This is a genomic window from Bacillus sp. ok061 (assembly GCF_900108285.1).
Classification (GTDB): Bacteria; Bacillota; Bacilli; order Bacillales; family Bacillaceae_G; genus Bacillus_A; species Bacillus_A thuringiensis_S.
The window spans coordinates 128,072-154,494 of sequence record NZ_FNUW01000001.1 but is presented as its reverse complement, the minus strand read 5'-3'; the positions used below and the strand labels follow the sequence as shown (position 1 = coordinate 154,494).

Below are 26,423 nucleotides of genomic sequence, written 5' to 3'. Positions count from 1 at the left end.
CTCAAAGGCGAGTTCATAACGAAACGTGGATTGACTTGCACCGACCGTCAACTCTCTAAACCCGCTTCTATTACTACTACTCCTTCTCACTGTTATTACACATATGAGTTAATGTGAACTACCCTCCACTTAGTATCTCTAAAAAGCTTACTTAAAGCGGGCTTCTCGGTTATTCGTTACTTTTAATAACTAACGAATTCGTCTTAAGACAGCCGAGCTATCTCCCTTGTTCAAAAGGTTATTTTATTTAAATATATTCTAAAACATGTTACATGTTCCGTCAAACTAAACTGCAATTTTTTCTTCAACTGTTTCTTCTACTTTTACTCGTTTATCATAAATGCTCGTTGCTATAAGCGCTACTACAAGCATTACCATGATTGCTATAAACAATACTTCCATATTGTATAAATCCACAATCGCTCCGCCAACGACCGGCCCGAACATTTTCCCTACAGTCGCCGCGCTATTTACGATCCCTTGATAAAACCCTAATTTATCTTTTGGTGCAAGTATATTTGCAATCGTTGGAACCGCAGGCCATACAAATAACTCACCAATAGTTAATGTTACCATCGCAACGAGGAACATCGTAAATTGCTGCGCTTGACTTAATACAACGAATGACGCCGCAAAAATGATAATTCCAATCGTAATTTGCTGTTTTAAAGAACGCTTCATCCAGCGAATTAGCATACTAACTAGCGGCTGCGCACAAACGATCATTGCTCCGTTTATCGTCCATAATAAACTATAGTGACGAAGGCTAATATTCAATTCTTGCATATGTGTTGCAATCGCCCCTTGCCACTGTACGTATGTAACCCAGCATAAAGCATATGCTACACACACGATAAGAAGTGCTTTAAATCCAGGTGTAAGTGACCAACCTTTTTTCATTTCGACTTCTTTTTGCACTCCTGGATCCTTCTTGTCTTCCATACCACGGAATCCAATAAAAGCAATTAAGAAGAAAACAAAGTATAAAATAAAGTTCGCTAAGAAAATATAATCAAAACGATACGAAGCAACTAATCCACCACATGCTGTTCCGATCGCAATACCAACGTTTTGTCCAACGTACATCGCATTAAATGCTCGTCTGCCGCCTTCTGGCCAAACCGTACCGACCATCGCATACATCGATGGGAAGACCATTCCAGAACCGAAGCCGATTAACGCTAGCCACACAACATATAACGGCCAACCGTGGAAGAACACAAGACCTAAAATTGATACAAGTGTAATCACAATCCCTACTAAAATTGATTTATAGCCGCCCCATTTATCAAATAAAACACCACCGAGCAAGTTTCCGATTACACCAGTAAGCGAGTTGATCATTAATACCATTCCGGCCACAGATAAAGATTTTCCTAGGTGATCATGCAAATAAATTGTATTAAAAGGCCATAAAAAAGAAGCACCCGTGACATTAATAATCATCCCAGCTACTAATAGCCATACTTTCCTTGGCATAGTTTCCCCTCCTATTCTATTTTTTTCGTTCATATATATAACAGTAAAATTGTAGTCGTTTTTAAATAGGAAGGCAACTGATTAATAGTTGATGAAATTCAGATAATGGTTCGTCGGTAAATGAAATTATATTGGTTGCTGCATGAAAATATATCAGCGATTTTTCAATTATATCGACTTACTGACAAAAAACGACATCAGTAACAATATATAAATAAGGGAGACTGCATGAACTTCATGCAGTCTCCCTTATTTATATTATCCAACTTCTTTTTCTCGCTTCGCACGTTCTTTAGCGCTCCATTTAAATATTTTATCTAATACTGAATATATTCTCCCAGATTCTTTCGTTAACAAAGGTCCTAACGATGCCAATATTAAAACATACAGGGCTGAGAATGGTTTAATCGTTGCCATTAAGCCGCCCGCAATTCCAATATTCGCGACGATAATGGAAAACTCTCCGCGTGATACAAGTGTTAAACCAATATTCGTAGAAGCCTTATGCGATAATCCCGCTTTACGCCCTGCAGCCATTCCAGCGGTAAAATTACCGATAAGAGTAATGAAAACTGCTCCTAATGCCAACCACACTGCTCCTCCAAGTGAAAATGGATCTATACTTAAACCGAAGCTGAAAAAGAATATAGCTCCAAAGAAATCACGAAACGGAACAACGAGCTGTTCAATCCGATCACTATGCTCCGTTTCTGAAAAGACGAGTCCTAGTAATAATGCTCCAATCGCCTCTGCAACATGAATCGTTTCTGAAAATCCTGCTACAAAGAACAAAATAGCGAATATTACAATAATAAAAATTTCATTGGATGAAATATCTAACATTTTATTTAAAAATCGCGTAGCTTTTCTAGCAACTACAAAGAATAGTAGCATATACCCTACCGCGATTAAAATAGATGGAAGAGCACCTACAAATGACGTTGCCCCTCCGAGTACTAATCCTGAAACGACTGATAAATATACCGCTAAAAAGATATCATCAAACATAATGATTCCTAAAATTAGCTCCGTCTCTTTATTACCAGATCTTCTTAAATCAACAATTACTTTCGCAACAATTGCACTCGATGAAATTGTTATGATCCCAGCAATAATTAATGTTTCTAATAAGGGGAAACCCATTATATATCCGTAAAGTAAACCTAATATAAAATTAAGCGATATATGAACAGTTCCCCCAAAAGCAATTGATTTTCCTGATTTAATTAATTTTTTAATTGAGAATTCTAAGCCTAAATAGAATAAGAGGAATATAACGCCAACACGGCCGAGGAAGGAAATAACTTCTCCGCTTTCAATAAATCTTAAATCGATAAGCCCTAAATCTGGGGCATGAGGCCCCACTAACATACCGAGTATAATGAGAAACGGAATAATCGAGAACTTTAACTTTGCAGCGAGAATAGCTGCAAAAGCGACTAATACTAACGCAGTTCCAACTTCAAAGATTAAAGTATCCATCGATTATGAATCCCCTCCTACTGAAAGCAACTCATTAATAATTCTTTTTACTTCATGTCTTTCGCCTGATAATACGAGCATATCGCCAGCTTCAATGATAGAATCTGGGCCTGGATTAAAGAACTTCTTCATATTCTTTTTCAAAATGGCAATAATTGTTACGTTATATGCGTTTCGGACATGTAAACTACCAATTGTTTTTTGTACGACTGGTGCATTATTTTCCACCTTAAACCACTCAATTGATAACCCTTCAAAAGCCATTTCAATCGTATCTAAAGCTTGTGGTCTATATACCATTCCGCCCAATATAGCTGCAATTTGTCTCGCTTCGGAATCTCGAAGCGAGACGCTTGAAATACTCTCCTCATGATCAGCATCAAAATGGTACATTTCTCTTCGGCCATCATCATGAATAACGATAACCATCTTTTCATTACCTTTTGTAATCACTTCAAACTTACATCCAATACCCGGCAGTTCACTCTCTCTAATATTCATATTTTCCGCCTCCTAATTTTTTTAGTTACGGCTTTTATAAATCGACATCAATCTCCGTTTTAAAGGTCTCATCCTTTGAGATACCTAAATACTTTAGCGTCTCTGATGGAGTCGCGTGATGAAAATGTTTTTGCAATAGCGCAATCGCTATCCCTCTTTTGTACGCATGAAATCCAAACGTTTTTCGCATTGAATTCGTTCCGATCTTACCAACAACTCCAACTGCTTCTGCAGCATTATGAATTACACGATACGCTTGTTGGCGCGTAATTGAATTTGGCGTTTTATTAGATTGAAATACGTAATTTTCTCTTTTAACGCCAATAGATTGTACGTAATCTAAAAGCGCTTCTTTTACTTTTGTATTTAAATAAATATCTTGTTTAAATTTTTCATCTTTCACAGGAAGAGAATAAAACTCTTTAACAGTCCCGTCTTCATTTAATACATCTTCAAATTTCATGCTAAGTAGTTCTGTAATTTTTAATCCTGTGTTAATTCCAATAACAAATAAAAGATAGTCTCGCTGGGAGTGCTCTTTTAAATATTTTTTCATAGCCTCAATTTGGCTTATATCTTTTAATGCCTCTACAACTTCCATACATGTATTCTCCTCATCTTATGAACGGTAATTTTCTCATCATGTTGTCCATTTTACCTTATCATGCTATGAGATTTCCATGTATTATCCATTATTTTCACAATATACTTTTGTAATCCAAGCAATTTTCAATTTGGAAATTTACGATTGTACAAATACGTTGTGGTTAGAAAAGAAATAGGGGATAAAAGTTCAGCTTCTTTCTATAGATTGGATTCCTCCTTTCCTTATCCAGCTGCTTCCACTTTCATATTACGTTACTTATTTACATTATATTATATATTTCAGTAACATTAAAGTGTTTTTTCTGAAAATAATAAAAACCGAGCGTTTTTGCTCGGTTTTTATTATTAATCTTCTTTCGGAAGAACAATTCCTTTATACAATTGAACTGTAATGAAGTAATAAATCGCATAAATAACTACGAAAATTACGATTGGTACCCAAATACGGAAGTACGGATCGATTAAAATAAATCCGAAAATATTCATACCAACTAATACGTGAGCGATACCCACAATTGCTGGGAATAAGAATACTAAGAATAACTCTTTATAAATCGATTTCGTTAATAACTCACGGCGCACACCGATTTTACGAAGCATTTGATAACGCGTAATATCTTTTGATGCACCAGAAAGAATTTTAAACATAAGACAGCTTGCCATCATTGCTAAGAACGCAATTCCAAGGAAGAATCCCATAAATACTGTTCCACTCGCAATGCCATAGAACCCACTATAAGCTTGATATTTACTATCCATTTGTTCAGCTTTTACATTTTTATATTTAGCTAGCTGCAACTCGTCAATTTTTTTCCATTCTTTTGTGTATGCTACGAAATCGTCTGTTTTTCCAGTAAATACGATTCCTTCTTTACCATTTACAGTATCGTACATTTTTTGATCTACAACTTTAATGGCACGATCTTGGTATATATAATATGGTTGGATTGTTCTAAATGCCTCATCCCATTCTTCAGGCATTGCTTTTTCATTTTTATCTTGTTCTGATCTCACTCCTGCTACTGTACCTACTGGAGCTTCTCCTGAAATTTCTTTATATTTACCGAAACTTTCTTTACCTACACCATCTCGAATAAATGGCTTATGTTTCTCTAAATCTTCTTTTACATAATAAATATATTTGTCGTCTACTTTATAACGGTACTCAGCTTTATTTTTAAATGATATACCATCTAAAATTTTCTTCTCTTCAGCTGTTGGATTATGAACTACTGAATCATATATTACTAAACCATCAACCATTTTTATAACGTTATTTTTAAACGCCATACCACCTGAAATCGCACCAGCTCCAAGCGCTACTAACATCGCTACTGTCGCAAGTACTTTCGTTAAACTATTAATGCGGAAATTTAATTGAGCAAATGTAAAAGCGTTAAGCCCTTTTTCACTACGCTTTTTATTACTTTTTAACTTTTTCATAATAACTGGAAGAAGTGATCCAAATAGCATGTAAGTACCAGCTGTTGTTGTAATTAATGCAATAAGGATTCCCATTTCTCTTAGTTTTTCCATGTAAATCATTGATGCATAGCCAATTCCTAATAAAATAACAGCAAGGATTGCAACGACACCTGTCATTTTTCCTTTTACCGCAACACGCTCTGTTTGTGCATCCGCATGTACAAGTTGCAGTACAGAAATACGTGATAATTTAATACTGTTCATAATTGCTGATAATACAAATAGCGCAAAGAAGAAGATGCAAGTAACAGTCATAGATGGAAGGTAAAATGCTTTATAGCCTTCACCAGCAAATTCCAATTGTTTCATTAATAATTGACCAATACCTTCTGCAAGTCCTACACCAACCGCAATTCCGATTGCAAGAGACGCAGCACCTAATACAATCGTTTCAATAAACATAAGTAATGTAACTTTATGCTTTTTTGCTCCTAACATCATATACATACCAAACTCTTTTTGACGAAGAGATAGTAGAAACGAGTTCGCATATAAAATATAGAAGAACGTTATAATAGCTAGTAAAAATGAACCTGCTTGGAATACGAATCCAATTGATTGAATAACTGAGTTAGATTCGATAAACGCTTTATTCAGCGCTAACGTTTGGAACATATAAAAAATTGAGATAGACATGACAAGACCAACAAGTAAGACGATATAATCTTTCAGCTTACTCTTCAGCCCCGACATGGAAAGTTTGAATAACATGCTCTAGAACCTCCTTTCTTACGCTTTTTGTGTGCCTAGGTCCGCAAGCACATCTAGAATTTCTTTATAAAACTCTTCACGTGTACCACCGCGATGAATTTCTTTATACAGCTCACCATCTTGAATGAATAAAATTCGCTGACAATAACTTGCACTATACGGATCATGTGTAACCATCATAATAGATACGCCTTGTTCTTCGTTTAAGTTTGTCATCGCATCAAGTAAGCTCGCTGCATTTTTAGAATCAAGAGCTCCTGTTGGCTCATCCCCTAAAATAATTGCTGGCTCATGCACAAGTGCGCGCGCTGCTGCTGAACGTTGTTTCTGCCCACCAGATACTTCAGATGGATACTTTTGAAGAATTTCTGTAATCCCTAACATACCCGCTACTTTTTCTACTTTTGGTCCAATGTTACGTGATGAAACACCTTGAAGTGAAAGTGGAAGTGCAATATTTTCATAAATAGATAAGTTCTCTAATAAGTTGAAGTCTTGGAAAATGAATCCTAACTTTTGTGAACGAAAATCAGAAAGCTCACCTTGTTTCATTTTCGTAATATCCGTGCCCGCAATTTCAACAACGCCGCCCGTTGCTTTATCAAGTGTTGAAATTACGTTTAATAATGTCGTTTTACCAGAACCAGATGGTCCCATAATCCCTACAAACTCACCCTCTTGAATTGAGAATGAAACACCTTTTAACGCATGTGATTGGTTCTCACCTTTTTTACCGTACACTTTTTGGACGTTTTTCACGTCTACAACTGGTTTCGTCATATATATCCTCCTACGCTTGTTTTTCCATTACCTATTTTGCGCTTTTTGGAAGTGAACTGCTATTTGTTAACATTACATTTACCTTACACTTTTGTAATATAAAAAAGATGAGTGTGTAAGGTTCGTTGATAAATGAAAATTTTATTAGCGATTTCCCCACTTTTATCAGCGATTCGCGAAGGAATATCGCCTTACCGAATAAGATGACAATAAAAAATAGGCTGCTCCACAAAAGGAACAGCCCACTTTTCTCTTTATTTCTTTAAAGGTGTTACCGTCCAATACGTAACAACTCGCCAAATCCATTCTAATGGCCCCATTTTAAAGACCTTCATCCAAATTACACTAAATACAATTTGAATTGCATAAATTGCAATACACACATATAACGTCTGCATGTACGTTAAGTTTTCTGCAAAGTTAAATACACTTCCTGCGATTAAAATCATTGCAGTTTGTCCAATATAATTCGTTAAAGCCATTCGGCCATAATATTTCAGTGGTGCTAACAATGTTTGAATTGGTTTTAATTGAAGTAATAAAATTAATGCTCCAACATAGAAAGCTGAAATAATCGGTCCAACTGTAACACCAATTTTTAAAAATTGGCTTGCAGCATTCATTGTTCCATCCTCATTCTCAAGTATCATATTTATAAATGGTTCAGCAGGAACGTGCCCATATTGATACCATACAGCTATGACACTTAAAACAAACATAATACCTGTAAAAATAGCGACTTTCTTTATATTTTGCGTGAGATTTTCAAATACACGATATTGTCCTGCAGCAAGCCCCAATAAAATTAAGCCAAGTGGTAATAACTCTTTAACTCCCATTACACTGAAGGCAATTGTCAAAATAAGTCCTAGTACTAAGTTCACTTCTTTTTTCGCTTTATAAAACGGTAAAACGATTAACCCGCAAATTGCGTATAATGCTAATGCTTCTCCAGGCTGAAACATTTGATGAATTAGACCAAAAATAAATAATGCTACTAAGCGACGTAAAAATAAAACATAGCCATTCTTCCCTTTCGCAATCGCTCTTGAAATAAAGATATAGAATCCCACTCCAAATAAGAATGAGAAGATTGAGAAGAAACGACCTTCTACAAATAAGTATAAAAATCTTTGATAGCTAGCATTCACTGTATTAGGATCTGGAATTTTAATGTTAAGTAGTGCGAGAATATTTACTAAAATAATCCCTAGTAGTGCAAAGCCACGAATGTAATCTAACTCATCAATTCGCTTGTTTGTAATATTGTTCCCCATAAAGCAACTCCTTGTATAAAATTTAATCCTTCCTTACTCTACTGAAGAAAGTTGCTCACAACTATCGACAAACCTTACGGTAATCTTACATTATTGTCATATAACAAAATAAAACCAGGTCATATTGCGACCTGGTTTACTCTGATTGCTTCGATTTTTGCGGTTGTCCTTTTTTACTATTACGCTGTTTTACTTGAACAATCGGATCAAGTTCATTCGAAAATTCAGCGTTATGTCCATTTTGCGTTTTTTGCTCTGGATTATTTTGATCTGAACGTTTCGCCATTACATTCACTCCTTATTAGTGCGGTGTAATAATCATTTGATGTTGCAGTTGGCGAATTGCCATGCGTGCTCTATTTAGCTGCTCACGTTGCTCATCATTTGCATGTTGTTGCATCGTTTGTAAATCATTATATGCTTGTTCTAATTGCAACTGCGCATCCGAATACTCCATCGTATTATAATGCTCTTGTCTCATACCTTGGTCTAATTGTTCTTTCGCATATTCCACCGCTTGTTCCGCTTGTGTAATATACGATTCAAGTGATTGACGCTCTGCCATAATTGTCCCTCCTTGCTTCAATTCCCCTTTAGTGTGTCCCTTCCTTATGAACCTTATGAGTATGTTATAATGGATTTTGTGTTATTTTGACTCGGCTTAGGAGGGAAAGTAATGAAGGTTCAAAACCCTTTTCCATATACAAACGATAATAAACGTTATCATACATGGAATTATCATTTACGAAATGAATTTGGTGAAAAAATCTTTAAAGTTTCATTAGATGCTGGCTTCGATTGCCCGAACCGTGACGGTACAGTTGCTTATGGCGGTTGTACATTTTGCAGTGCTGCTGGATCTGGTGACTTCGCTGGCGATCGCCGCGATGATGTTATAACGCAATATCATGAAATGAAAGAAAAAATGCGCTCAAAGTGGAAAGACGGAAAATGTATAGCTTATTTCCAGGCGTACACAAATACACATGCTCCACTTGAAGTGTTAAAAGAAAAATTCGAACCGCTTCTAGCAGAAAAAGACGTTGTCGGTCTTTCTATCGCAACTCGTCCAGATTGTTTACCGGACGATGTTGTTGAATATTTAGCGGACTTAAATAAACGTACGTACCTTTGGGTTGAACTCGGACTACAAACCGTTCATGAACGTACTGCAAATCTTATTAATCGCGCTCACGATTATCCGTCTTATGTGGAAGGTGTAAATAAATTACGTAAGCACGGCATTAAAGTTTGCTCTCATATTATTAACGGTCTTCCACTTGAAGATTACGACATGATGATGGAAACAGCTCGTGAAGTAGCCAAGCTTGATGTTCAAGGAATTAAAATCCACTTACTTCACTTATTAAAAGGAACGCCAATGGTGAAGCAATATGAAAAAGGACAACTAGAATTCCTTTCTCTTGAGGATTACGTAAGTCTCGTTGTTGATCAACTTGAAATTATTCCAAAAGACGTAATTGTGCACCGTATCACAGGTGACGGTCCACCTGATTTAATGATCGGTCCAATGTGGAGCTTAAATAAATGGGAAGTATTAAATTCCATCGATGCAGAATTTGTACGCCGCGGAAGCTGGCAAGGAAAATATGCAAATGAGGAGAAACAAAAATGAAATTAGAACGTGTATTACCGTTTGCTCGCTCGCTTCTGCAAACGGCAGTAAAAGAAGGCGATTACGCTGTAGATGCAACTTTAGGAAACGGCCATGACACTTGCTTCCTAGCTGAAATCGTTGGAGATAGCGGAAAAGTATTTGGATTTGATATTCAAAAAGAGGCAATCGAAAGCTCAACAACTCGTCTAAAAGAAAAAGAACTTTTTGAACGTACTGTTTTAGTTCACGATAGTCACGATACTCTTCTATCCGTATTACCAGAAGATGCAAAAGGAAAAGTAACAGGCGCAATTTTCAACTTAGGTTACCTTCCAGGCGGAGACAAGCATATCGTTACAAAACCGAACTCAACAATCTCAGCGATCGAACAACTATTAGAAGTAATGGCACCTGAAGGTATCATCGTTCTTGTCATTTACCACGGACATCCAGAAGGACAATTAGAACGCGACGCTGTACTTACATTTGCTGAAAAACTAGACCAAAAACAAGCTCACGTACTACGATATGGCTTCATTAACCAGCAAAATAACCCGCCATTTATTGTGGCGATTGAAAAGCGATAATATATCAACGATTTTTTCGATATATCTATCATAACTTACAATATATCAACGATTTCTCGGATATATCGATTGTTCGACAAAACGTAACAAAAAAAGACGTGCATTCACCGCACGTCTTTTTGTTATCCTCCTATATAATGGATATATACAATATCCGAAGAAAGAAGGGTAGAACTTTGCTAGTAGAACTACGGGGAATTCAAAAGAAGTATGGCAAATCACTTATACTAGACAACATTGATTTATCCATTCCAGAAGGAGAAGCACTCGCCATTGTTGGCGGGAACGGGACTGGAAAAAGTACTCTACTCAAAATAATTGCAGGCTTTATTTCACCTACAACAGGGACAATTCAAAGGAAAGAACATATACAAATCGGTTATGTACCTGAATATTTTCCTGAAGGTATTCGTTTTACATTAGAAGATTATTTATATCATCTCGGCTGCATTCACGGTTTATCAACAACATATGTAAGAAATAAAATTCCGATGCTCCTTGAGTCTTTTCACTTACATCATGCAAGGCATTCCGTTGTACGAAACTTATCAAAAGGTATGAAACAAAAAACAGGCATTATGCAAGCATTACTTACGGACGTACATTTATTAATTTTAGACGAACCGCTTTCTGGGCTCGATCCTAACTCTCAGCAAGAATTAGAACATATTTTACTATCATTAAAACAACAAGGTATATCTATACTCTTCACATGTCATGAAAAACAACTATTAGAAAACTTCGCCGATAGAATTGTGATGTTAGCAAATCATACAATCACAGCAGATACTTTTGTACAAAAATTAACGGAACAAATCTATATTGAGGCAATCGTTCACGACACATTTTCAGCGATAGAACTACAAAAGCAATCTGGTTTTATACACGTTGCATACAATTCAAATCAAAACCTTATTCAATTACAAATCGAAAAAGAATATACAAACGAAATGCTTCAGTTTTTATTACATAAAAAAGCATCTATCACACTGCTACAACCTAACTTTTAAATCGAAAGAAGGTTTATTATGTTCGCGCTTATTCGTTACCATTTTCTCGACTATACAAAATCGTATAAGTACGTCCCTCCTATTGCGATGTACTTTGTGAGCTTACTTTTTGTATATACATATAAACCGACTCCTATTGTACCGACATACTTAGAAACGGCACTCGCACTTTATTTATTATCTGCTTGGATTACAGTCACAATTTTTCATACGGAAGACCCTGTACAAGAACAAATTACTATTTCTCACACAAATAATATTTCTGCACTATATGTTGGTAAATACATTACGGCTCTTCTCATTTGTACTGTTTTATCTTTTATATCCATAATCTACCCAATTATTTTGCAAATGTTTAATGAAGAAATGACAGTTTCTTTATTTCTAGTCGGATTTCTCGCTCACATGTCTTTCTCTATACTAGGAATTTCAATTGCAACTTTATTTACTAGAAATATGATTCAAAAAGCAAGCACAGCTTGGCTTAGCCTGACATTTATATTACTTATAACGATCGCCTCCATCCGGTTTAAAAAAGAGTTACTATGGTTTTTACCACCTGTCGAAAGCTTTCTAATGCTTGGACAATACAAATTTAATATACTGACTCACACACTATGGCTCACAGCTTGGGCTATCCTATATTCATTTTTATTACTTACTTTATTTCTTTTTATCGTTCGCAAAAAACGTTTTTAATTACATATTAAAGGAGACAAAACAATGATCGGAATACTAGCAGGAATGGGACCAAAATCGACTGGGCCATTCGTCGATACAGTTGTAGCAAAGTGTCAAACAATATACGGAGCAAAACATGATATGGACTTTCCTCATATGATGATCTATTCGTGCCCAACACCGTTTTACATGGATCGCCCTATTGATCACGAAGCGATGAAAAAAGCGATTATTGAAGGAGCACAAAAACTTGAAAGTACTGGCGTAGAATTTATTGCTATGCCGTGCAATACGGCGCATCTTTATTTTGAGGAATTACAACATTCTCTTTCCATTCCGATTTTAAATATCGTCGATGAGACGTTACAAACAATTCCTGAAAATATAAAAAGAGTCACGCTTCTCGCAACAGAAGCGACAATCCAAGCTGGTATTTATCAAGACGGGATTGCAAAGCGTAATATAGAGTACATTCATAACGAACAATGGCAGGAAAGCATTAATCAAATTATTACTTGTATTAAAGGCGGAGAAATTGAAGAAGCTCGAAAATTATGGAGTGTGCTCGTTGTACAGTTAAAAGCTGAAGTAGATACCGCTATTATCGCATGTACTGATTTGAACGTTGTGGCGGATGAGGATTTTGTTGATTCTGCTCAATGTCTTGCTGATGCGGTTGTTGAAATGTATTTATCAAATAAGAAGAAACATTTATAAACATTGAACACCTTCCTTTTGAAATGTGTTTTATGTTTGTTGAAACCCCTAAAAACTTTTAACATTCTTCACAATTCTTTCAAAGTATCCACACTTAATCTCGCTATATTAAATAAGTAGTTATTCATATAGGGAAGGTTAGGGGAACTGAAAGTATGAAAGTAAATCGTTCGCTTCATTACATTTTTTGGCGTTGGCATTTTTATGCAGGGCTTTTTATTACACCGCTTCTTATTACTTTGTCACTGAGCGGAATTGGGTATTTATTTCGGGAAGAGGTTGAAGATTTCATCTATAAAGATTTATATTTTGGGAAGAGTGCCCAAACAGAGTCTATTTCGATGGCTGATTCGCTTCTCTTAACAGAGAAAAAATATCCCCATTATAGCGTGGCGAAAATTAGTGAATTTAATGGGGATTATAATACAAGACTTACGATTGCAAATGAGTATACTGGGCAACAAAAATATGTGTATTTAGATAGTAATAATCAAATTGTTGGGGATCAAAACGCAAGTGAAACGTTTGCCAATATCATGCGGGAATTACATAGTTCTCTTTTAGTTGGTGGCACTGTCGTCAACTATACTGTAGAACTTGCGGCATGCTGGACAATCTTTTTAATCGTAACCGGATTGTACATGAGTATACGCCAATTCAAAAATACACCATCATCCAATAAGCGAGAAAAAGCAAAAAGACGTCATTCTATTATCGGTATTATATTTACAATTCCTCTCTTTCTGCTAGTCGCATCTGGATTGCCGTGGTCAGGATTTATGGGGAACCAAATTTATAAAATTGCATCTTCTAATGAATCACTGGGATATCCAAAATTGTACATGGCACCGCCTGAATCAAAGGTAAAAGAATTGCCGTGGGCAACAAGAAAAGAAGCTCCACCTGAATCGAATTCAAATGAACCGAAAGCAATTTCTATCGATGAATTACAAAAAGGAATTGAAATAAAGAAGCCATATGTGATCTCACTACCAGCTGATACGAAAGGTGTATTTACTATTTCGAAATCGAGCGGTTCTGGTATTACAGGTATGCATGTTGCACCAAATGAAGAGATAACAGCTTACTTTGATCAATATAGCGGGAAACTCATTTCAAAAACGGACTATCGTGATTATGGATTACTTGCACAATGGTTCACTTACGGTATCCCACTTCACGAAGGACATTTATTTGGATGGCCAAATAAAATATTATGCTTACTAACGACATTATCTCTACTACTTCTTATTTATTACGGAGTAAAAATGTGGTTAGCAAGAAAGCCGAAAGGAAAATTAGCAGCACCTCCAAAGCAAAGAGATAAGAAAAGCGTACTCGTTTTCTTTATCCTGATGGTTATACTAGGCGCTGTCATGCCTTTATTCGGACTATCTGTTTTAGTTATTTTCGCAATTGAACTTCTTATATATGTATTTTCAAAAATACGATCATAATGAAAAGAAAACCACTCTACATGAGTGGTTTTCTTCGTCACTGCGCCATTTTCTTTCGGTACATCTTCCCGTTCCAATAGAAGAATCGTGAAGTGAGGCCTCCGTATTTTACAATGCGCCGTGCCATTTTGTGCATATTCTTTTGTGCTGATACTTTTTGATCTGATAAATAAATACCAAGTAATCCTCGGCTTATGAGACGATGAAACTTCGCATGAGGCAAATCACCAATGCTCTTCTCTGCTTCTTCTACAAAGTGTTTCATACGATCTAATATAGCTTGCTCGTTTTCATAATAACTACAGAAATTCAAATCCCCGCCTATGCGGTCTTCTTCTTGATCGATGAAATAATCAAGTAAGATATGAAGTCCTTGTACGTAAGGGAAGTACCCTTGTCTAATTTTCGCAATATCTTCATCATGTAATTCATCATGAAATGCATATGCTACAAGACAGAAAATTCCAAGTGTAGAACCGGCACATGCTGAAAATTCAAACCAACTCATCTCAGGTAAGTTTTCTTTATGTGCTTCAAACCAAGTTTTCAGGCGCGGCTCTCTTTCTTCTAACTTCACGTGTTTATGAATTTGCAAATCACAATAATAACAAGCAAGTTCATGCAGAACAGGAGCAATTTTGTCATAGTGCTTCGTTTTCTTTAAAACATCTTGGCATGTTTCAACAAGTTCATCTAAATAACCACCATCATCTTGATCATCACGATAACGATAATAATTACCGCCACCTTCTACTTCAGGTGATAATGCCATTAACATCGATTCATGCAGTGCGGCAAAATCATTTGGATCAAGTGATGTACTGCGATCACATAAATTATCTAAATAGTCGCTGATCGTTTGATACGCTACGATAAAACGAATACATTCTTCTCGGTGTTCATTTGCTAGCAGAGCTAAAATGCCACCGCCCTCACAATGAAACGTTTTATGCTCAATACTTGCGATTGCCTGACTATGAAGCTCATCATTCGGAATATGGTAGGCACGCTCTTTCCACATCGCTAGCTCATGGTGTACAACCGGAAACACATCACGGTATACTTTCGCCATGAGCGTTATGGGATTACTCGGTACGTTCACTTCTTCCTTCATCTCCTCTATTAAATGTACAAATAATGATTTATTTGTTTGTTTTTACTATATTATTGACATGCATTTCAGTAAATGACTGAATATAACTCAAAATTTCATCACGCTCATACTCATTTAATAGCTCGTGATAACAATTCCGCCATTCTTTAAAAGCCTTATCACTTATTTTAACATTATCAAACCAAGTGCGGACACGTGTTTTATCTACAAGTTTATCCTCACAAGCTTGCATTAGCAAGAGCGGAACATCTGGAAAATCATCTATTTTTTTATGAGCAATTTCGATAGACTTAATCAATTCACTATACCAACGTACTGATACTTTGCGCAAGAACAAAGAATCATTCTCCATTGCATCTCTCACTTCATGGTTACGTGTTGACATTTCCACCGTAAGATTCGTTGCAAATTGCAATTTTGGAGCCACAACATTTAATATTCTTGAAGCAAATTGAAGCGGAGCAGAGGGTCCAGTCACTACCCCTAAACAAGGCGAACTCAAAATAATACCTTCTACATCTTCTCTCTTCGTTTCTTGCATCATACGAATGACAATAAGACCACCCATACTATGACCGAATAGAAAAATAGGTAACCTATACTTTCTTGCTTCTTTCACCCATAATTTAACTTCCTCTATGTATTCATCAAATGAATCAATATGTCCTCTATTTCTTGAAGTCGTTCCATGTGACGGAAGATCCCCCATCACGACGTGGTAGCCGATATGATTCCACATTTCCGCAACTGCTTCGTAACGTCCGTGATATTCCATTGCGCCGTGCACAATAACAATGACAGCTTTTGCTTCCTCCGCTTCATAATTCCACATACGGCTCTCCTCCATTTCACTCTTTCTCATAATTTGATACACTAAAACTAGTCTCTAGGAAAGGAAGACTTTACATGATATATCCTTACAAAGAAAAAAAACCGAAAATTGCGAGTAGTGCTTTTATCGCTGACTATGTTACGATTACAGGCGATGTTTCCGTTGGCGAGGAATCAAGTATTTGGTTTAATACAGTCATCCGTGGTGATGTGTCACCGACAATCATTGGAGACCGAGTAAATGTACAAGACCAATGTACACTTCACCAAAGCCCGCAGTATCCTCTTATTTTAGAAAACGACGTAACAATTGGGCATCAAGTCATTTTACATAGTTGCCATATTAAGAAAGATGCTTTAATTGGAATGGGATCTATTATATTAGATGGTGCTGAAATTGGCGAAGGAGCTTTTATCGGCGCTGGAAGCCTCGTTTCACAAGGAAAGAAAATTCCGCCGAACACGTTAGCTTTCGGTCGTCCCGCGAAAGTCATTCGTGAATTAACAGAAGAAGACCGTAAAGATATGGAGCGTATTCGCACGCAATACGTTGAAAAAGGTCAATATTATAAATCATTACAGAAGTAAATTTCCGCTGCCATAAGATTGGCAGCTTTTTTTATATAAAATCTAACTTTTTCTTTACAAAACATTATTACTCCCTCAACAAAATCTTATTAAAATAAAAGCTAATATCTCCATATATATGTAGATGAGGGAGGAGAATTTTCATGAAGGTCAGTGGATTATATAAAATAGAATGTTACATTTTCAGAGGAATTAACCGCTACTTTGATCAAAAAACATTAAATATCTTTTTCAGCAATATTACTCATATCGGTGGCGCGACTTTCTCCATCGCACTCACACTTTTCTTTTTAATTTTCGCAAAGGGAACTTTGCATCAAGCTGCAATTGCAACTGCTATTTCGTTAGCAATTAGCCATATTCCTGTGCAAATATTAAAAAGGTGGTATCCGCGAAAACGTCCTTATTTAACAATTCAGGATGCAAAATATCCAGTCCATCCATTAAAAGACCACTCTTTCCCGTCTGGTCATACAACAGCCGTTTTCTCTGTCTTCATTCCATTTATTTGCTATAATCCAAGCTTACTTGCTTTCCTATTACCGTTAGCATTATGCGTCGGTATTTCACGTATTTATTTAGGGCTTCACTATCCGTCAGATGTATTCGTCGGTATGTGCCTTGGCACTTGCTCTGGCATCATCTCTTTTTATCAATTCATCCCACTTTTCACATAAAGGAGTGATATGATGAGAGTCGCCATTTTTACCGATACTTTTACGCCACAAATTAATGGGGTTGCGAAAACGTTAGAGCGATTAACACAATATTTTCAGAAAGAACAGATCGCCTATTCTGTTTTCGCCCCTCAGCATACAGCTGAAGATAATTTTGTAGCGAATGTGAATAAGATGAGAAGTATCCCGTTAACAATATTATATCCAGAATGTCGTTTTTCTTTTCCTACTCCGCGCATTAAACGGGAACTACTTTCCTTTAAACCTGACATTATTCACATTGCCACACCTTTCAACATGGGACTTTGTGGATTGTATTATGCAAAAAAGTTAAACATCCCAGTTGTCGGTTCTTATCATACTGATTTCGATGCCTATTTACGTTATTACAAAATCGAATTCCTCTCCAATATGCTGTGGAACTATTTAAAATGGTTTCATAGTCATATGCAAAAAAATTTTGTACCTTCCTTTGAAACATTACATCAATTAAAAAACAAAGGCTTTCAGACCCTCTCTATATGGGGACGTGGTGTAGATTGCACACTCTTTCATCCTGCTTACAATACAGACCTATTCCGAAAAAAATATAATATTACAGCGAAGTATGTCCTTTCCTATGTTGGACGAATTGCTCCTGAAAAAGATATTGATACACTGCAATACCTTATCGTTAAAACAGCACATACTCGAAACGATATTCATTGGCTCATCGCAGGAGACGGTCCTCTAGCAACAAGTTTACGTGAAGCTGTTCCGAAAACAAATATCACTTTTACTGGCTATTTACAAAGTGCAGATTTAGCTGAAGCATATGCTTGTTCTAACATAATGGTGTTTCCATCAGCTACTGAAACATTCGGAAATGCCGTACTTGAATCACTCGCATGCGGTACACCTGTCATTGGTGCAAATAGTGGCGGGGTTAAAAATATTATTACAGATGGAAAAACGGGAGTTCTTTGTCCGCCTAAAAATGAAGATGCATTTCTATCATCCATTTATTTTTTATTACAAAATGAAGAAAAACTTGAGCAGATGGGAATAGCAGCTTCATCTTTTGCGAAATCAAAGAGCTGGGATGAGATCTTTCGCGGTTTGCTTAACCAATATGAAGAAGTCCTGCAGCATAACGCATCAGAGTTGCTTGCTTAAATAGAAAAACTCCCTTCAAAAAACGAAGGGAGTTTATTACATGGTCATAAATTTTAGTTTAATAAATGATACATAAGGTTAAACATTGTTTTATTTCTATATTAATTATATCAAAAATAAACATAACTAAACAGACTTGTAATAAAAACCCATAAAAATTAATATATGGTTATACAGTATTTTAAACTGTATAATGATTTTAAGAATTCCCCTTAAAATCAACTTACTCACATACCTTTATACAGCAATTGTTCCCCAATTCTGTATATCAAAAAACCTTTCATTCATTTGAAAGGTCTTTTTGAGCCTGCACATATTCTTCTTTCGTATTTACATTTATAAACCAATCCGCATTCGCTTGTACATCTTCTCCAGAAACATACTTCACATTACATTGTGATAAAAGCTGGCCCATACTTCTTTTTTCTTCCTGAAGTAAAGCATAAATCTTTTCTTTCACGCGGTTATGATACGCCGCAAGTAGCGGTTGTTTTCTTCCATTAATAATAGGTACAACCGCATCATATTCATTGCTCGTTTGCTCTAGTAAAATGGCAAACCATTCATGCGAAACGTTTGGTGCATCGCAAGGCATAATAGCGTACCAATCTGCTTCTATGTATTCCATACCTGATACAATACCGGCAAGCGGTCCATTTCCTTTATAGTGCGGAATGTCTTCTATAACAGGAACTTGTACGAATTGCTCTACTCGCTCTTTTATATCAGTATGGCTGATTACTACAATGTCTTGCAAGGTATTTCCCATCACTTTCACAATATGCTCAACAAAAGTAGTTCCCTTCCAAATTGCTAACGCTTTCGGCTCACCGAATCTACTCGACATACCACCTGCTAATACAATTCCAGCCCACTTACTCATTGGCGATGCAGCTCAAATGTAATATGGCCTAATTCCGGTAAAATTAATTTATTCATCGCAAGGCGAACTGCTCCGCTCGATCCTGGCATCGAGAAAACTACTTTGCGCCCAATTGTACCGCCGATCGCTCTACTTAACATTGCGCTGCTTCCGATGTCTTCTAAATAACTAATCATACGGAACAGCTCACCAAATCCAACAATTTCTTTATCTAATAACGCTGATACTGCTTCAATTGTGACATCGCGTTTCGTAATACCAGTACCGCCATTTGTTAATACAACATCTACATCTTCCTTATGATAACCAGCTAACACTGCTTGCTGAATACTTTCTTTATCATCTTTTACAATTTCATAAGAGGTCACTGTATGGCCCGCTTCTTTTAACAATTCATGTAATAGTTGTCCGCTCTTATCCGTTTCCTCCGTACGTGTATCGGAAATCGTAACAATCTTGCAACGCACTTCTTTTGGAGCTTGTTTTTTATGTTCAGTTACACTCATTTTTTATCTTTCCTTTCTTAAAGACTTTTCTTCATTTTATCATACATATCTTTACACAATTATGTATGAAGCCAATCATGCGCCATGATACAATATAAGTATACTAACCCACAAAAAGGAAAGTACACTTTCTTATACTCCTAGACTACACATCTTTAGCTACTCCTTATATTTTCTACATAATAGAATTCAATTTTAAAACTTGTACTAAAAATTAAATTGGAGGTCTACATATTATGGAACTATATAAAAAATTAACAACAACATTTATCCTCTTATTCATCGCTTCAATCACTGTCGGCTTTTCCTTAAAAGGCGCAATTCCATACGCTACATTAGTAAGCATTATATTCGCCACACTATTTTTACTAAGCAGTGCCTTTTGCGCAGGTAAAGCACGTCAAATGAACGGTTGATTACATATGTTCCAGAAGAAACCCACCCTTTGTAAATCATGTAAAAAGGAAATACAAACGTATGAAAAGGCTTGGATTCATATGCCATTTCCAACAAGTGGCATGACTAATATGAAAAAATATATTGAGCTAGATGGAGGAGTATATTGTAGTTCATGTATTCAAATTGTAAGTAAAACAAAATAAAAAAAGCTTTGCGCTCACCGCGCAAAGCTTTTTTTCATATATTATAGACCAGCTTGCTCTTTTAAAGCTGCAGCTTTGTCTGTACGTTCCCATGATAGATCTACATCAGTACGTCCGAAGTGGCCGTAAGCTGCTGTTTGTTTGTAAATTGGGCGACGTAAGTCTAGCATTTTAATAATACCAGCTGGGCGAAGATCGAAGTTGTTACGAACTAGTTCTACTAATACGTCTTCAGATACTTTACCTGTGCCGAATGTATCAACTGAAATTGATACTGGTTGTGCTACACCGATTGCGTATGCAAGTTGTACTTCTGCTTTGTCAGCAAGACCAGCTGCTACGATGTTTTTCGCAACATAACGAGCTGCATATGCTGCAGAACGGTCAACTTTTGTTGCATCTTTACCAGAGAATGCACCGCCACCGTGGCGAGCGTATCCACCGTAAGTATCAACGATGATTTTACGTCCTGTTAAACCAGCATCACCTTGTGGTCCACCAATTACGAAGCGGCCAGTTGGATTAATGAAGAATTTTGTTTCTCCATCCATTAATTCTGCTGGTACTACAGCTTTAATTACGTGCTCTTTTAAGTCGCGATCGATTTCTTCCCATGTAACATCTGGGTGATGTTGTGTAGAAATTACGATAGTATCAACACGTACTGGTTTACCATTTTCATCATACTCAACTGTAACTTGCGTTTTTCCATCTGGACGTAAGTATGATAATGTATCATCTTTACGTACTTCAGTTAAACGGCGAGCTAATTTGTGAGCAAGCGAGATTGGAAGTGGCATTAATTCTTGTGTTTCATTACATGCAAAACCAAACATTAAACCTTGGTCTCCTGCACCAATTGCCTCAATCTCAGCGTCAGTCATTTGACCTTCGCGTGCTTCTAGCGCTTGGTCAACACCCATAGCGATGTCAGCAGACTGCTCATCGATAGATGTTAAAACAGCACAAGTTTCTGCATCGAATCCGTATTTTGCGCGTGTGTAACCAATGCCTTGAATTGTTTCACGAACGATTTTCGGAATATCTACGTAAGTAGAAGTCGTAATTTCCCCCGCTACCAATACTAAACCAGTTGTTACAGTTGTTTCACAAGCTACACGTGCATTTGCGTCTTTTGATAAGATCGCATCTAAAATTGAATCAGAAATTTGGTCACAAATTTTATCTGGATGTCCTTCAGTTACAGACTCAGATGTGAACAGATGACGTTTTTTTGTCATGTGGTAAACCTCCCTACAGTAATTGTATATATTGTACGGAACTCATCCTTAATTTGCCACAAACTGCGACATACATTTATTCTCCCACACAAGCATACAGAAAAACCTTTCCTACTTTACATAGAGGAAAGGTTTAATTTGCTACTTGCATACTGCTTTTTGCCCTTCGCTCTTATCGTTCGAGACCTGTAGCCTCGCACAGGTTTTAGCACCTATTCACCTGCATTTATCAATACAAGTGAGGTTGCTGGGCTTCATCGGGCCTGTCCCTCCGCCAGCTCGGGATAAGAGAGTATCCGTCCCAACCTATACTAAAGAAATGATATTCATTTGTCAATTAATATTCACATTTTCCTGAAAGTTTTTCTCAATACGCCTGAAATGAAATATTAATAGGGAAATAATGCATTCACACAAACAAAAAGAAATAAATAGTATACATTATTTATATAATTGTGTTATACTCTTGTTGGGGATTACGAGAAATATTTCATTAAATGAAAAGGATGGTATATAAATATGAGTACTGTGAATGTCCAAATTGGTTTACACGAATTATTGAACGGAAGCAATGCACAGATTCAACTAAGTGTTCCGCAATTAGTGGAAAAAGTATTAATGCGAAATGAAGGGAAATTAACTTCTACTGGTGCCGTTTCTGCTTCAACAGGAAAATATACAGGACGTTCTCCTAAAGATAAATTTATTGTGAAAGAAGCATCGGTTGCTGACAAAATTGCTTGGGGAGCTGTGAACCAACCGATTTCTGAAGAACATTTTAATAAATTATATACTAAAGTTTTAGAATACTTAAAAGAAAAAGAAGAGTTATTCGTCTTCAAAGGATTTGCAGGCGCTGACCGCAATTACCGCCTACCAATTCAAGTTATTAATGAATATGCATGGCACAATTTATTTGTACATCAATTATTCATTCGTCCAACTGAAGAAGAATTAACAACTCATGAGTCAGGGTTCACAATTGTTTCTGCACCGAACTTCAAAGCTGATCCAGCTGTTGACGGTACAAACTCTGAAGCATTCATTATGGTTTCATTCGAAAAACGTATTGTACTAATTGGTGGTACAGAATACGCTGGAGAAATGAAAAAATCAATCTTCTCTATTATGAACTTCTTACTACCTGAACAAGATATTCTTTCTATGCATTGCTCTGCAAACGTAGGTGAAGAAGGTGACGTAGCACTATTCTTCGGTTTATCTGGAACAGGTAAAACAACTTTATCTGCTGATCCGAACCGTAAATTAATCGGTGATGATGAGCACGGTTGGTCTGATAACGGTGTATTCAATATTGAAGGCGGTTGCTATGCAAAATGTGTAAACCTTTCTCACGAGAAAGAACCACAAATTTTCGATGCAATCAAATTTGGATCTGTTTTAGAAAACGTTATCATTAATAACCAAACGCGTATCGCAGACTACAACGATACTACTTTAACAGAAAATACTCGTGCTGCATACCCTATGCATGCGATCGACAATATCGTACTACCAAGTGTTGCTGGACACCCAAATACAATCATTTTCTTAACTGCTGATGCATCTGGCGTATTGCCTCCAATCAGTAAGTTATCAAAAGAGCAAGCTATGTATCATTTCTTAAGTGGTTACACTAGTAAACTAGCAGGAACAGAGCGCGGCGTTACATCTCCGCAAGCTACATTCTCAACTTGCTTCGGTTCACCATTCTTACCACTTGATGCATCTCGCTACGCTGAAATGCTTGGTGAAAAAATCGAGAAACACGATGCAAAAGTATTCCTAGTAAATACTGGCTGGACTGGCGGCGAATACGGCGTTGGTAAACGTATGAACTTAGGTTATACTCGTGCAATGATTCAAGCAGCATTAAGCGGCGAACTTGCAAAAACTGAAACAGCTAAACATGACATCTTCGGTCTTGAAGTTCCACTTCACGTACCAGGTGTACCTGACGAAGTGTTAATGCCTGAACAAACTTGGGCTGATAAAGCTGCTTACAAAGCAAAAGCAATCGAGCTTGCAAATGAATTCAAAGAGAACTTCAAAAAGTTCGAAAGCGTTTCTGAAGATATTATTAACTTAGGCGGTCCAATCGCTTAAATTAAAACTTTCTGTTGGAATGACCCTTTACTCATATGAATAAGTGTCGTGTAACCGTAAAGTTTCGCGTACTCACCGACAAAACCCAATGCGGCTTAACGGTTACACACACTTACATAAAAAAGAAGCTTACGTGAAAACGCAAGCTTCTTTCTATATCTTATATAAAGTGAAACGCTAATCTCTTCATCTGTGACTTAGATTATAAAATTACAGCTTCGAATATATACATTATATCACTACTCGCTACATCTCTCGAGTTTCACATCGTATGGGGTTAAAAAAGGCCCTGACCGCTTCTATTCGTGGCTGGATCATCTATTCCATCTAAAAAGAAGTCTTTTATCTTTTTATCTCTTTTAGCTCTTTGTTAGTTCTTTCTCATCTTTCATGCTATAGTATCCTAAATTCACAACGATTAAGAAATAACCACCCATAATCCCTACTGCAAATGCCCACATAACCATGTGGTGCTCAATTTCGTACATAATAATAGCACCCAAAATGGCAGCTGCAAAACGGTTAAACATACCGAGTGTCGGTGCTTTCGTCTTCTTTACAATACTATCTCCAAGCTTCTCAATTCTTCTCCCTAGAAGCCAAACGCAATACATACTTACAATAAGCCCAATTCCAGCGCCTAAAAAGTGTGCTGAAAACGGTGTTAACATCCAACCTAGTAACAAAATACCTAGTATATAATACGATTGGATTTTAAATGATCTTAGTGACATACTAATCATGCTGTACCTCTCTTCATTCGTTCTTATCTATCCAACAAAAAATTTCTTTCAAATTCATATTCCTTACATCCATTTCACTCAAATTAAAAACAACATAAACAGTATGTTTATGTTGTTTAAATGCTTTTAGAAAATAATATTATACAAGATTTCAAACATCATATTCTCATATTTTGTGACGGTTTTTCAAACTTTTTTCGTCCATTTATGAAAAAAATGATATCAATTTATGAACATACGGATATGATGTAATAAGCACACAAATAAAGGGGGCGTCTAATGATTTATTTTTTAATGGCTCTCATTCACCTCATTATCCCTGCACTTATCGGACTTTCATTGTATTGGTACACGAAAAACCATAGCATTTTTTACGCTGTCCTCGGTGTTCTTCTTCCAGGTATTATTCTTATTACACTCTTCCGTATTCCATTTTTAAACTTAATTCCACTTATTACTGCTATCTTATTTCTCATCTTCTTACCAAAAATAAAAAAATAGGAAAGCAGATCATAGGTGATCTGTTTTCCTATTTTGATATAGGTTCCCCTGCAATAGAATGAACTTTTACTTTCTCCGATTTCACAAACCATAGACCGACAAAAATGATAATTCCACCGATGATCTGTTGAAACGATACATATTCATTTGCCCAGACAGCTGCAAATAAAACAGCTACAAGCGGCGTTATATACATATATACCATCGTATGTGACGCCCCAATTTTTTGAACACCAACATACCACATTACTAGACCAAATACTGTTACAAAGAAAATAGAATATAGTAAAGCAAATAGTGTCATTTCGTGAGTAATGTGAAATAGCATGACAAACACATGTGGACCACTTAACAATAATAGCGGAATCGCACCCACTAATGCAGACCATGCTGTAACACGTAATGCTGAATATTTTTTAATTAATGGTCCTGCTAAAACAGGATAAATCCCCCAGCATATTGATGTAATAAGTCCAATTCCATTGCCATAAAAAGAACTAGTAAGCGAATGTCCTGCTACTAAAACTAATGCTGCACCAACAAAGGCAGTCATAGAACCGATTAACTTTCGAGAAGAAAACTTTTCTTGTTTCAAGAAAATCGCAAATGCAGTTGTAAAAATAGGTGAAATAGAAATGAGTAAAGAGGCATTTGTAGCAGATGTATATTTGACAGTTTCCATAAATAACGTTTGATACAGTACAATACCTACAATGCTAACGATAATTAATCTAGGTATATCCTTTCGCTCCATATAAACCGACTTTTCAATAAAAAAGGTAAGGAGTAACAGAAGCGGTGCCGCCGCCATCATGCGAAGTGCAGTAAACTCAATTGCTGTAAATTCTAAAAGTCCATACTTCGCAATTGTATAGTTAATCCCCCAAATAATAACAACACTTAAAATTAACAACTCAATTCCCCATCTTCTCATGCGTATCCCCTCCGCAAAGAAGATTATACAGAAAATTCAATCACATGTACATTTCATTATGTGAAAAAATCTTTTTACTATTGAAACGTTTTGGTAAATGAAATTATATCGGCGATTTTCTGAATATATCGGCGCAACTCCATTTATATCG

Annotated in this window: 29 protein-coding genes, 1 riboswitch and 1 other annotated feature (1 of these 31 cut by a window edge); of the genes, 13 read left to right on the top strand and 16 right to left on the bottom strand. The window is 36.4% G+C overall.

The annotated features are described in order from the left end of the window. Window positions 1–99 (bottom strand) — a binding site (T-box leader) (it extends 121 nt beyond the left edge of the window). A gap of 186 nt (window positions 100–285) precedes the next feature. The 9 genes from C4S65_RS00905 to C4S65_RS00865 form a co-directional block, all read right to left on the bottom strand. Continuing rightward, window positions 286–1,479: an MFS transporter gene (locus tag C4S65_RS00905; protein WP_098285321.1), complete on the bottom strand. Its 1,194-nt coding sequence runs from the start codon at window positions 1,477–1,479 to the stop codon at window positions 286–288. Window positions 1,480–1,737: 258 nt separating this feature from the next. Next, entirely contained in the window at window positions 1,738–2,961 is a 1,224-nt protein-coding gene (locus C4S65_RS00900) for a cation:proton antiporter (protein ID WP_098838560.1), read from the bottom strand. 3 nt (window positions 2,962–2,964) lie between these two features. Then, the gene (locus C4S65_RS00895; protein WP_061667141.1) at window positions 2,965–3,462 is read right to left on the bottom strand and encodes a cation:proton antiporter regulatory subunit; all 498 of its coding nucleotides are present in this window, start codon (window positions 3,460–3,462) and stop codon (window positions 2,965–2,967) included. Window positions 3,463–3,496: 34 nt separating this feature from the next. Next, window positions 3,497–4,063, bottom strand: a complete 567-nt coding sequence (locus C4S65_RS00890; RefSeq protein ID WP_000454208.1) for a tyrosine-type recombinase/integrase — start codon at window positions 4,061–4,063, stop codon at window positions 3,497–3,499. A gap of 350 nt (window positions 4,064–4,413) precedes the next feature. Next, window positions 4,414–6,264 (bottom strand): ABC transporter permease, encoded by a 1,851-nt coding sequence (locus tag C4S65_RS00885; protein ID WP_000897773.1) that lies wholly within the window; start codon window positions 6,262–6,264, stop codon window positions 4,414–4,416. An 18-nt stretch (window positions 6,265–6,282) separates the two neighbouring features. Next, the gene (locus C4S65_RS00880; RefSeq protein ID WP_000165855.1) at window positions 6,283–7,044 is read right to left on the bottom strand and encodes an ABC transporter ATP-binding protein; all 762 of its coding nucleotides are present in this window, start codon (window positions 7,042–7,044) and stop codon (window positions 6,283–6,285) included. Window positions 7,045–7,298: 254 nt separating this feature from the next. Beyond that, window positions 7,299–8,321, bottom strand: coding sequence for a DUF418 domain-containing protein (locus C4S65_RS00875; RefSeq protein WP_061667140.1), 1,023 nt, complete (start codon window positions 8,319–8,321; stop codon window positions 7,299–7,301). Between the two features lie 136 nt (window positions 8,322–8,457). After that, window positions 8,458–8,607, bottom strand: coding sequence for a hypothetical protein (locus C4S65_RS00870; protein ID WP_001129340.1), 150 nt, complete (start codon window positions 8,605–8,607; stop codon window positions 8,458–8,460). Between the two features lie 15 nt (window positions 8,608–8,622). Beyond that, window positions 8,623–8,886, bottom strand: a complete 264-nt coding sequence (locus C4S65_RS00865; RefSeq protein ID WP_000840869.1) for a YtzC family protein — start codon at window positions 8,884–8,886, stop codon at window positions 8,623–8,625. A gap of 111 nt (window positions 8,887–8,997) precedes the next feature. On the opposite strand from C4S65_RS00865, the gene C4S65_RS00860 reads away from it, so the two are divergent. The 6 genes from C4S65_RS00860 to C4S65_RS00830 all read left to right on the top strand — a co-directional run bounded on the left by C4S65_RS00860 (window position 8,998) and on the right by C4S65_RS00830 (window position 14,391). Next, the gene (locus C4S65_RS00860; protein ID WP_061667139.1) at window positions 8,998–9,957 is read left to right on the top strand and encodes a TIGR01212 family radical SAM protein; all 960 of its coding nucleotides are present in this window, start codon (window positions 8,998–9,000) and stop codon (window positions 9,955–9,957) included. After that, entirely contained in the window at window positions 9,954–10,526 is a 573-nt protein-coding gene (locus tag C4S65_RS00855) for a class I SAM-dependent methyltransferase (RefSeq protein ID WP_086405794.1), read from the top strand. The genes C4S65_RS00860 and C4S65_RS00855 overlap by 4 nt, the downstream gene beginning before the upstream one ends. A gap of 176 nt (window positions 10,527–10,702) precedes the next feature. After that, complete coding sequence (locus C4S65_RS00850; protein WP_086405793.1) at window positions 10,703–11,536, top strand: ABC transporter ATP-binding protein; 834 nt, start codon at window positions 10,703–10,705, stop codon at window positions 11,534–11,536. An 18-nt stretch (window positions 11,537–11,554) separates the two neighbouring features. Then, complete coding sequence (locus C4S65_RS00845; protein ID WP_000457772.1) at window positions 11,555–12,235, top strand: hypothetical protein; 681 nt, start codon at window positions 11,555–11,557, stop codon at window positions 12,233–12,235. A 24-nt stretch (window positions 12,236–12,259) separates the two neighbouring features. After that, window positions 12,260–12,934: an amino acid racemase gene (locus C4S65_RS00840; RefSeq protein ID WP_061667137.1), complete on the top strand. Its 675-nt coding sequence runs from the start codon at window positions 12,260–12,262 to the stop codon at window positions 12,932–12,934. Window positions 12,935–13,089: 155 nt separating this feature from the next. Continuing rightward, entirely contained in the window at window positions 13,090–14,391 is a 1,302-nt protein-coding gene (locus C4S65_RS00830) for a PepSY domain-containing protein (protein ID WP_000867819.1), read from the top strand. A gap of 37 nt (window positions 14,392–14,428) precedes the next feature. Here C4S65_RS00830 and C4S65_RS00825 read toward each other — a convergent pair whose 3' ends face one another. Continuing rightward, window positions 14,429–15,493 carry a tetraprenyl-beta-curcumene synthase family protein gene (locus C4S65_RS00825; protein ID WP_061667136.1) on the bottom strand — a complete coding sequence of 355 codons (1,065 nt, stop codon included), beginning with the start codon at window positions 15,491–15,493 and terminating at the stop codon, window positions 14,429–14,431. A gap of 40 nt (window positions 15,494–15,533) precedes the next feature. After that, a complete protein-coding gene (locus C4S65_RS00820) occupies window positions 15,534–16,337 on the bottom strand; it encodes an alpha/beta hydrolase (protein WP_142391517.1) in 804 nt (267 codons plus the stop codon). 74 nt (window positions 16,338–16,411) lie between these two features. Here C4S65_RS00820 and C4S65_RS00815 point away from each other — a divergent pair, with 74 nt between their 5' ends. The 3 genes from C4S65_RS00815 (at window position 16,412) to C4S65_RS00805 (ending at window position 18,756) form a co-directional block, all read left to right on the top strand. Then, the gene (locus C4S65_RS00815) at window positions 16,412–16,924 is read left to right on the top strand and encodes a gamma carbonic anhydrase family protein (RefSeq protein WP_000640186.1); all 513 of its coding nucleotides are present in this window, start codon (window positions 16,412–16,414) and stop codon (window positions 16,922–16,924) included. A 143-nt stretch (window positions 16,925–17,067) separates the two neighbouring features. Continuing rightward, window positions 17,068–17,601: a phosphatase PAP2 family protein gene (locus tag C4S65_RS00810; protein ID WP_000868592.1), complete on the top strand. Its 534-nt coding sequence runs from the start codon at window positions 17,068–17,070 to the stop codon at window positions 17,599–17,601. A gap of 12 nt (window positions 17,602–17,613) precedes the next feature. Then, on the top strand, window positions 17,614–18,756 hold the full coding sequence (locus C4S65_RS00805; protein WP_103945090.1) for a glycosyltransferase family 1 protein: 1,143 nt from the start codon (window positions 17,614–17,616) through the stop codon (window positions 18,754–18,756). Window positions 18,757–19,036: 280 nt separating this feature from the next. Here C4S65_RS00805 and C4S65_RS00800 read toward each other — a convergent pair whose 3' ends face one another. Together C4S65_RS00800 and C4S65_RS00795 are read right to left on the bottom strand one after the other, a co-directional pair. Beyond that, window positions 19,037–19,639, bottom strand: a complete 603-nt coding sequence (locus C4S65_RS00800; protein WP_086405791.1) for a molybdenum cofactor guanylyltransferase — start codon at window positions 19,637–19,639, stop codon at window positions 19,037–19,039. Beyond that, complete coding sequence (locus C4S65_RS00795; RefSeq protein WP_000117130.1) at window positions 19,636–20,145, bottom strand: molybdenum cofactor biosynthesis protein B; 510 nt, start codon at window positions 20,143–20,145, stop codon at window positions 19,636–19,638. The genes C4S65_RS00800 and C4S65_RS00795 overlap by 4 nt, the downstream gene beginning before the upstream one ends. A 236-nt stretch (window positions 20,146–20,381) precedes the next feature. Between C4S65_RS00795 and C4S65_RS00790 the strand changes: the two genes are divergently transcribed. Further along, window positions 20,382–20,561, top strand: coding sequence for a hypothetical protein (locus C4S65_RS00790; protein WP_000424798.1), 180 nt, complete (start codon window positions 20,382–20,384; stop codon window positions 20,559–20,561). Window positions 20,562–20,567: 6 nt separating this feature from the next. Further along, a complete protein-coding gene (locus tag C4S65_RS00785; RefSeq protein ID WP_098838562.1) occupies window positions 20,568–20,747 on the top strand; it encodes a hypothetical protein in 180 nt (59 codons plus the stop codon). Window positions 20,748–20,788: 41 nt separating this feature from the next. On the opposite strand, the gene metK is transcribed toward C4S65_RS00785, so the two are convergent. Then, on the bottom strand, window positions 20,789–21,988 hold the full coding sequence (metK, locus tag C4S65_RS00780) for a methionine adenosyltransferase (RefSeq protein ID WP_000163117.1): 1,200 nt from the start codon (window positions 21,986–21,988) through the stop codon (window positions 20,789–20,791). A 169-nt stretch (window positions 21,989–22,157) separates the two neighbouring features. Further along, window positions 22,158–22,279, bottom strand: a riboswitch (SAM riboswitch). Between the two features lie 228 nt (window positions 22,280–22,507). On the opposite strand from metK, the gene pckA reads away from it, so the two are divergent. Then, on the top strand, window positions 22,508–24,094 hold the full coding sequence (gene pckA / locus C4S65_RS00770) for a phosphoenolpyruvate carboxykinase (ATP) (protein WP_000108813.1): 1,587 nt from the start codon (window positions 22,508–22,510) through the stop codon (window positions 24,092–24,094). A gap of 359 nt (window positions 24,095–24,453) precedes the next feature. Here pckA and C4S65_RS00765 read toward each other — a convergent pair whose 3' ends face one another. Next, complete coding sequence (locus C4S65_RS00765; RefSeq protein ID WP_000624926.1) at window positions 24,454–24,837, bottom strand: ATP synthase subunit I; 384 nt, start codon at window positions 24,835–24,837, stop codon at window positions 24,454–24,456. 279 nt (window positions 24,838–25,116) lie between these two features. Here C4S65_RS00765 and C4S65_RS00760 point away from each other — a divergent pair, with 279 nt between their 5' ends. Beyond that, window positions 25,117–25,338 (top strand): hypothetical protein, encoded by a 222-nt coding sequence (locus tag C4S65_RS00760; RefSeq protein WP_000639042.1) that lies wholly within the window; start codon window positions 25,117–25,119, stop codon window positions 25,336–25,338. A 28-nt stretch (window positions 25,339–25,366) separates the two neighbouring features. Here the strand turns inward: C4S65_RS00760 and C4S65_RS00755 are convergent, their stop codons facing one another. Then, entirely contained in the window at window positions 25,367–26,272 is a 906-nt protein-coding gene (locus tag C4S65_RS00755) for an EamA family transporter (protein ID WP_098379450.1), read from the bottom strand. Window positions 26,273–26,423: the final 151 nt, after the last annotated feature.

Bases quoted from the DNA above. Each gene is read 5' to 3' on its own strand.
- C4S65_RS00810 (WP_000868592.1), top strand. From the start codon at position 17,068: ATGAAGGTCAGTGGATTATATAAAATAGAATGTTACATTTTCAGAGGA.
- C4S65_RS00860 (WP_061667139.1), top strand. From the start codon at position 8,998: ATGAAGGTTCAAAACCCTTTTCCATATACAAACGATAATAAACGTTAT.
- C4S65_RS00865 (WP_000840869.1), bottom strand. From the start codon at position 8,886: ATGGCAGAGCGTCAATCACTTGAATCGTATATTACACAAGCGGAACAA.
- C4S65_RS00765 (WP_000624926.1), bottom strand. From the start codon at position 24,837: ATGATTAGTATGTCACTAAGATCATTTAAAATCCAATCGTATTATATA.
- C4S65_RS00845 (WP_000457772.1), top strand. From the start codon at position 11,555: ATGTTCGCGCTTATTCGTTACCATTTTCTCGACTATACAAAATCGTAT.
- C4S65_RS00795 (WP_000117130.1), bottom strand. From the start codon at position 20,145: ATGAGTGTAACTGAACATAAAAAACAAGCTCCAAAAGAAGTGCGTTGC.
- C4S65_RS00880 (WP_000165855.1), bottom strand. From the start codon at position 7,044: ATGACGAAACCAGTTGTAGACGTGAAAAACGTCCAAAAAGTGTACGGT.
- metK (WP_000163117.1), bottom strand. From the start codon at position 21,988: ATGACAAAAAAACGTCATCTGTTCACATCTGAGTCTGTAACTGAAGGA.
- C4S65_RS00755 (WP_098379450.1), bottom strand. From the start codon at position 26,272: ATGAGAAGATGGGGAATTGAGTTGTTAATTTTAAGTGTTGTTATTATT.
- C4S65_RS00875 (WP_061667140.1), bottom strand. From the start codon at position 8,321: ATGGGGAACAATATTACAAACAAGCGAATTGATGAGTTAGATTACATT.
- C4S65_RS00785 (WP_098838562.1), top strand. From the start codon at position 20,568: ATGTTCCAGAAGAAACCCACCCTTTGTAAATCATGTAAAAAGGAAATA.
- C4S65_RS00815 (WP_000640186.1), top strand. From the start codon at position 16,412: ATGATATATCCTTACAAAGAAAAAAAACCGAAAATTGCGAGTAGTGCT.
- C4S65_RS00760 (WP_000639042.1), top strand. From the start codon at position 25,117: ATGATTTATTTTTTAATGGCTCTCATTCACCTCATTATCCCTGCACTT.
- C4S65_RS00900 (WP_098838560.1), bottom strand. From the start codon at position 2,961: ATGGATACTTTAATCTTTGAAGTTGGAACTGCGTTAGTATTAGTCGCT.
- C4S65_RS00790 (WP_000424798.1), top strand. From the start codon at position 20,382: ATGGAACTATATAAAAAATTAACAACAACATTTATCCTCTTATTCATC.
- C4S65_RS00800 (WP_086405791.1), bottom strand. From the start codon at position 19,639: ATGAGTAAGTGGGCTGGAATTGTATTAGCAGGTGGTATGTCGAGTAGA.
- C4S65_RS00905 (WP_098285321.1), bottom strand. From the start codon at position 1,479: ATGCCAAGGAAAGTATGGCTATTAGTAGCTGGGATGATTATTAATGTC.
- C4S65_RS00805 (WP_103945090.1), top strand. From the start codon at position 17,614: ATGAGAGTCGCCATTTTTACCGATACTTTTACGCCACAAATTAATGGG.
- C4S65_RS00840 (WP_061667137.1), top strand. From the start codon at position 12,260: ATGATCGGAATACTAGCAGGAATGGGACCAAAATCGACTGGGCCATTC.
- C4S65_RS00870 (WP_001129340.1), bottom strand. From the start codon at position 8,607: ATGGCGAAACGTTCAGATCAAAATAATCCAGAGCAAAAAACGCAAAAT.
- pckA (WP_000108813.1), top strand. From the start codon at position 22,508: ATGAGTACTGTGAATGTCCAAATTGGTTTACACGAATTATTGAACGGA.
- C4S65_RS00890 (WP_000454208.1), bottom strand. From the start codon at position 4,063: ATGGAAGTTGTAGAGGCATTAAAAGATATAAGCCAAATTGAGGCTATG.
- C4S65_RS00855 (WP_086405794.1), top strand. From the start codon at position 9,954: ATGAAATTAGAACGTGTATTACCGTTTGCTCGCTCGCTTCTGCAAACG.
- C4S65_RS00830 (WP_000867819.1), top strand. From the start codon at position 13,090: ATGAAAGTAAATCGTTCGCTTCATTACATTTTTTGGCGTTGGCATTTT.
- C4S65_RS00885 (WP_000897773.1), bottom strand. From the start codon at position 6,264: ATGTTATTCAAACTTTCCATGTCGGGGCTGAAGAGTAAGCTGAAAGAT.
- C4S65_RS00820 (WP_142391517.1), bottom strand. From the start codon at position 16,337: ATGTGGAATTATGAAGCGGAGGAAGCAAAAGCTGTCATTGTTATTGTG.
- C4S65_RS00895 (WP_061667141.1), bottom strand. From the start codon at position 3,462: ATGAATATTAGAGAGAGTGAACTGCCGGGTATTGGATGTAAGTTTGAA.